Origin of the sequence: Enterorhabdus sp. P55, assembly GCF_009911695.1 — a bacterium.
Classification (GTDB): Bacteria; Actinomycetota; Coriobacteriia; order Coriobacteriales; family Eggerthellaceae; genus Enterorhabdus.
Map to the genome: position 1 here is coordinate 1 of NZ_QWKK01000123.1, position 5,560 is coordinate 5,560.

A 5,560-nucleotide genomic window follows, 5' to 3' on the forward strand; every position below is an offset into this window, starting at 1 on the left:
GCCTGCTGCACCAGAGGCGCGACCTCCTTGCGCTTGCCGCGCAGGACGGCCGAGTAGATGTCTTCGATGATGGTCATGTTGCTTTCCCTTCTCCTGGTGTCTTGCGTCCCGGCGGCGCGGCCCTAGGCCACCGGGTGGGCGGCCGCCCACGCGCGGCCGTAGCTCGCCAGCTCCTCCAGCGCGATGTCGCTGTTGCGCTTGTGGAAGAGGTGCGAGGTGAGCGCGGGGAAGAAGCGACCGGCCGGGCAGTACTCGTCGATGCAGCGGCGCACTTCCGCGCGGATCTCCTCTTCCGTGGCCTCCTCGGTGTCGATGGCGGCACTATCGACGCCGCCGATCATCGCCAGCTTGCCGCCGGTGCGGCGCTGGATGGCCACGATGTCGTTCTGCGGGATAACGCCCTGCCATGCGTCGATGCCCATCTCCACCATGTCCTCCACCAGGGGCTCGCAGATGCAGTCGGCGTGGTGGATGAACATCATGCCCAGGTCATGGGTCGCCTGGACTATCTCGGCATGCAGCGGCTTGATGACCTCGCGCCACACCTCCGGCGGGAGGAACAGGTTCTGCTTGGAGCCCCAATCGTCGTGGAAGTACACGATGTCGGGACGGATCTGCTCGTAGGCCTCGCGGATGGAGGCTATCTTGAAATCGGCGATGGCGCGCAGCATCGCCGTCATCTCGTCGGGATCCTCGAGGTAGGCGCAGAACGCGTCCTCCATGCCCATGAGGAAGTGGGAGCGCTCGAACAGACCTTGGGCCGACCAGAACATGACGAACGTCTCGTTGCGGTCAAGCGCCTCTACCTCGGCCTTGGCCTTAGACCAATCGAGACCCTGCACCGGTGGGATGGCCAGCTGTTCGCGCCACTTCTCGATGTCCTTGACCACCTTGTTCTCGTCGGTGATGTGCGGGTGCTTGCCTGGCGCGTCGGGCAGCCGGATGCACGTCGTTCCCCACGAGTCCCGGTGCTCCTGGCCGTCGGCGGGGCAGACGTCCGCCATCCGGATCGGGTCGGACACGATCTTCACGGCATTGAAGAAGTTACCGTAGTAATCCGGTTGCCTCCCTTCGAGGATTGCCGTCATGTTCTCGCGCTGATTCATTCGCAACCACCCCTTCCCGTCATCTAGGCCGCCTTGAAGCAGCGCCTCGATAATAGGAAGCGGCGCGCAAGGCGCCATCCGACGTTATTCCCTATTCGCCATGCTGCGCACGTCGGCCCCCTGCTACAGCGCTAGCCGTTTCGTTCGATATTGCCAAAGGGCCCGCCAAGAAGCAGCAAACGGGCGTTTCACGTGGAACATTCGCGACGCACGGGGCATTTGGGCAGCCGCGCGCGCGGGCATGGGTACAATAGCCGCGGACATCACTACCGGGAAAGGAACCGCCATGGAGGACTTGACGATGATGCTCGACCGCTGGATCGCGAACGTGGACGATCCGGGCGTCCAGCAGCAGCTTCAGGAGCTGCGCGCCGGCGACGAGACCGCCGTGCGCGACGCCTTCTACCAGGATCTGGCCTTCGGCACCGGCGGGCTGCGCGGCATCGTGGGCGCGGGCCCGAACCGCATGAACATCTACACCGTGGCCAAGGCCACGCAGGGGCTGGCCACCTACCTGAACGCGAACTTCGCCGAGCCGAGCGTGGCCATCGCGCGCGACAGCCGCCACATGGGGCGCGAGTTCGTCGAGGTGGCGGCCGGCGTGCTGGCGGCCAACGGCATCCGCTCGTTCCTCTACCCGCGCATCGAGCCCACGCCGGCGCTCAGCTTTGCCGTGCGCGACCTGGGCTGTTCGGCCGGCATCTGCATGACGGCCAGCCACAACCCCGCGCCCTACAACGGCTACAAGGCCTACGGCCCGGACGGCTGCCAGATAACCACGCAGGCCGCCCGTGACATCCAGGCGGCCATCAACGCCACCGACGTCTTTGACGACGTGCGCACGATGCCCTTCGCCGAGGCGCTGGAGAGCGGGATGGCGCGCTATATCGGCGAGGACACGCTCGACCGATTCATCGAGGCCGTCGCCGAGCAGTCGGTGACGCCCGACGCGGCGACGGGCGCAGGTGCCGCGGAAGGCGCCGAAGACGTGAAGGTGGTCTACACGCCGCTCAACGGCACGGGCCTGGAATGCGTCACGCGCATCCTCGAGAAGACCGGCGTGCGCGACGTAACCCTGGTGGAGGAGCAGGCCGCGCCTGACGGCGACTTCCCCACCTGCCCCTACCCCAATCCTGAGATCCGCGAGGCCCTCGAGCGCGGCCTGGCGCTCTGCGAGCAGGTGGAGCCCGACCTGCTGCTGGCCACCGATCCGGACGCCGACCGCGTGGGCATCGCTGCGCGCCACGGCGACGAATACCGCCTGATCAGCGGCAACGAGATGGGTGTGCTGCTGCTCGACTACCTGTGCCGCGCTCGCGAGGCCCGCGGCGAGAGCTTGGCCGACGCGGTGGCCGTCACCACCATCGTCTCCACGGCCATGGTGGACGCGCTAGCCGCCGACCACGGGTTCCAGCTGCGCCGCACGCTGACCGGCTTCAAGTACATCGGCGAGCAGATCGGCCTGCTCGAGGCCGCGGGCACGCCCGGCCGCTTCCTCTTCGGCTTCGAGGAGAGCTACGGCTACCTCGCCGGCACCCACGTGCGCGACAAGGACGCCGTGGTGGCCAGCATGCTCATCTGCCAGATGGCGCGCGACTACAAGGCCCGCGGAATGGACCTGGTGGAAGCGATGGACGCGCTCTACCAGCGCTACGGCTACCATCGCAACGCCACCATCAGCCTGGAATACCCCGGCGCGGCGGGCGCAGAGAAGATGGCCGCCATCATGGCGCGCCTGGAGGCCGAGCCGCCGACGGAGGTGGCCGGGCTGGCCGTGACCGCCTGCGTGAACTACCGCGAGGGCGTGGTCATGCCGGTGTGCGGGTCGGCCGGGCCGGAGGGCGCTCCCGACGCGCCCCAGACGCTGCCCGTGGCCGACGTGTTCGAGATGCAGCTGGAAGGCGGCAGCAAGCTCATCGTGCGCCCGAGCGGCACCGAGCCCAAGATCAAGGCGTACCTGTTCGCCGCCTGTCCCACGCCCGCGGAAGCCGAGGAGCGCCTCGTCCGCATGGACGCCGCCGCCCGCGAGCTACTGGCGTAACGTCGCTCTATAAAAAGTAAGGCGGGGCCGACGGACGGCTCCCAAAATGCGAAGAAGGCCGCTAGGGGGATGCGGCCTTCTTCTTGTGAGAGGAAGAAGCGAGGAGGGCTTCTTGCGACAGCGGCGGGAGGAGGGTGTTCGCGCTGCCTGCGGGTCTTATCGTATCGCGTGTATTATTCTTAGTCAAGAATAATTTCCGGTTTAGGATAGTAATTCTCACAGCACAGCCGCCCTTGTTCCGCGCAAGGAGCGCTCGTTGTCCCCCGTTTCGGGTGAATCGGCGGCGGCTCATCCCCGAACCGATGGCTTTCTCGTGCCGCACGCGGCGGAAATTGGCCGCCATAGCACACGACTGCTACCATAGGCGGGGAAATTCGCGCCCTGCGGTTCGATACTGTGCGGCAGGGCGGCCGTTCGCGAAAGGATCCCCTCATGGCTAACAAGTCTCTCGCCAAGCAACCCTCCGACATCTGCGTGCTGGTCACCGGCGGCGCCGGCTTCATCGGCAGCCACACCTGCATCGAGCTCCTGAACCGCGGCTATTCTGTGGTGGTGGTCGACGACCTGAGCAACTCGAGCGAGGTGGCGCTCGACCGCGTGCGTGCCATCACCGGCACCGACGAGGGCGCGGCGCGCGACCGGCTGCGCTTCTACGAGGCCAGCATTCTCGACCGCGAGGCCCTTGAGCGCATCTTCGACGAGAACGACGTGGACGTGATCATCCACTTCGCCGGCTTCAAGGCCGTCGGCGAGAGCGTGCAGAAGCCGCTCGAGTACTACTGGAACAACATCGCCGGCACCCTGGTGCTGTGCGAGGTGGCGCGCAAGCACGGGTGCAAGAACCTCGTGTTCTCGTCGAGCGCCACAGTGTACGGCGAGCCCGAGTTCATCCCCATCACCGAGGCCTGCCCCAAGCACGACGCCACCAACCCCTACGGGCAGACGAAGTCGATGCTCGAGCAGATCCTGACCGACCTCTACGTGGGCGACGATGAGTGGAACGTCGTGCTGCTGCGTTACTTCAACCCCATCGGCGCACATGAGAGCGGCCTCATCGGCGAGGATCCGAAGGGCATCCCGAACAACCTGCTGCCGTATGTGGCACAGGTAGCGGTGGGCAAGCTGCCGAGCGTCGGCGTGTTCGGCGACGACTACCCCACCCCCGACGGCACCGGCGTGCGCGACTACATCCACGTGGTCGACCTGGCGCGCGGGCACGTGGCGGCGCTCGACTGGATGGGCGGGCGCGTCGGCGACGGCAAGGCGCGCGGGCTCGGGTCGATCGCGGGCGAGCCGGCCGCCGACGGCACACGCCGCGGCGTGGGCATCTTCAACCTGGGCACGGGGAAGGGATCGAGCGTGCTCGATGTCATCCACGCCTTCGAGAAGGCCTGCGGGCACGAGCTTCCCTACGAGATCAAGCCTCGACGCGCCGGCGACATTGCCGAGAACTACGCCGCATGCGACAAGGCGCGCGACGAGCTGGGCTGGACGGCCGAGTACGACCTGGAGCGCATGTGCGCCGACAGCTGGCGCTGGCAGTCCGGCAACCCGGACGGCTACGCCACAGCAGTGAGCGGCGAGACGCGCGCCTAGCACCACCCGAACCAACGGTTCCCCTTGCGCCCCGAGCTTCCCCTCCGGAAGCCCGGGGCGCGTTCGTTGTTCCGCTGGCGGCCCCGCCGCCCAACCTGAAGGAGATGTAATCGTGCGTTTACCTTTTCGCCTGATCAAGCGGCAGTTTTGCGTAGTTTTTGAGCAATATGGCCCAAACGTAAACGGCCGTTTACAGGCTTTCCGCCCCGCGCGGCTAACCTAACATGATGGACAAGACCCCGACATACTTCGACGAGGAGAACGAGGACGGAACGCGCCTTCCGGCGACCTTTCCCGAAGAGGCGCTGACCGACGGCGACGTGCTGTACGCAGAGCCCTTCGACGAGCTCGGCGACCTGCCAGGCCACGTGCCGATGGGATCAGAGCGCGGCTGCATCCTAGGCTTGAACGTCGAGCTGCTCCGAAAGGGCGCGAAGCTCAGCAAGGTGCGATTCTGCGCGCTCGTGGGCATAAGCCGCCCGATGCTGGACAAGATCGAACGCGGCGAGAGCAACCCGCGACTCGACCTGCTAACGCGGCTGGCCGATGTGCTGGGCGTCCCGGTAAGCAGGCTCATCACGCCGCCCTGGGACGACGTGGACGAGGACTTCTACCGCCAGACGCGCCTGAAGAAGCCGCCCCGCGGACAGTAGCCCTCCGCCTCCTCGAAAAGGCACGGCCCGGAACCCCGGCCGTGCCTTTTCGCGTTATGGATCGAATGTAAACGCGCGTTTACGTTTGTGGCTTGACTTGGGGAAACGCGCGCAGTGGGAGGGCCGGAGTGGGGGGGCGGAGGGAGGGGGCCGCGAGGGAGCGG

General features: G+C 66.6%; 4 protein-coding genes. 3 read left to right on the top strand and 1 reads right to left on the bottom strand.

Going from position 1 to position 5,560, the window contains the following annotated elements; all coding sequences use genetic code 11:
* Positions 1-122 precede the first annotated feature (122 nt).
* Positions 123-1,106: a uroporphyrinogen decarboxylase family protein gene (locus tag D1643_RS09460; protein WP_236643529.1), complete on the bottom strand. Its 984-nt coding sequence runs from the start codon at positions 1,104-1,106 to the stop codon at positions 123-125.
* 286 nt (positions 1,107-1,392) lie between these two features.
* Between D1643_RS09460 and D1643_RS09465 the strand changes: the two genes are divergently transcribed.
* From D1643_RS09465 to D1643_RS09475, 3 genes are all read left to right on the top strand, one after another.
* Positions 1,393-3,147 carry a phospho-sugar mutase gene (locus D1643_RS09465; RefSeq protein ID WP_160710385.1) on the top strand — a complete coding sequence of 585 codons (1,755 nt, stop codon included), beginning with the start codon at positions 1,393-1,395 and terminating at the stop codon, positions 3,145-3,147.
* Positions 3,148-3,579: 432 nt separating this feature from the next.
* Complete coding sequence (gene galE / locus D1643_RS09470; RefSeq protein ID WP_160710386.1) at positions 3,580-4,743, top strand: UDP-glucose 4-epimerase GalE; 1,164 nt, start codon at positions 3,580-3,582, stop codon at positions 4,741-4,743.
* 224 nt (positions 4,744-4,967) lie between these two features.
* The gene (locus tag D1643_RS09475) at positions 4,968-5,396 is read left to right on the top strand and encodes a helix-turn-helix domain-containing protein (RefSeq protein ID WP_201751069.1); all 429 of its coding nucleotides are present in this window, start codon (positions 4,968-4,970) and stop codon (positions 5,394-5,396) included.
* Positions 5,397-5,560 lie beyond the last annotated feature (164 nt).

What these genes read in the sequence shown, in the direction of transcription:
- galE (WP_160710386.1), top strand. Translation starts at nt 3,580, where the DNA reads ATGGCTAACAAGTCTCTCGCCAAGCAACCCTCCGACATCTGCGTGCTG.
- D1643_RS09460 (WP_236643529.1), bottom strand. Translation starts at nt 1,106, where the DNA reads ATGAATCAGCGCGAGAACATGACGGCAATCCTCGAAGGGAGGCAACCG.
- D1643_RS09465 (WP_160710385.1), top strand. Translation starts at nt 1,393, where the DNA reads ATGGAGGACTTGACGATGATGCTCGACCGCTGGATCGCGAACGTGGAC.
- D1643_RS09475 (WP_201751069.1), top strand. Translation starts at nt 4,968, where the DNA reads ATGATGGACAAGACCCCGACATACTTCGACGAGGAGAACGAGGACGGA.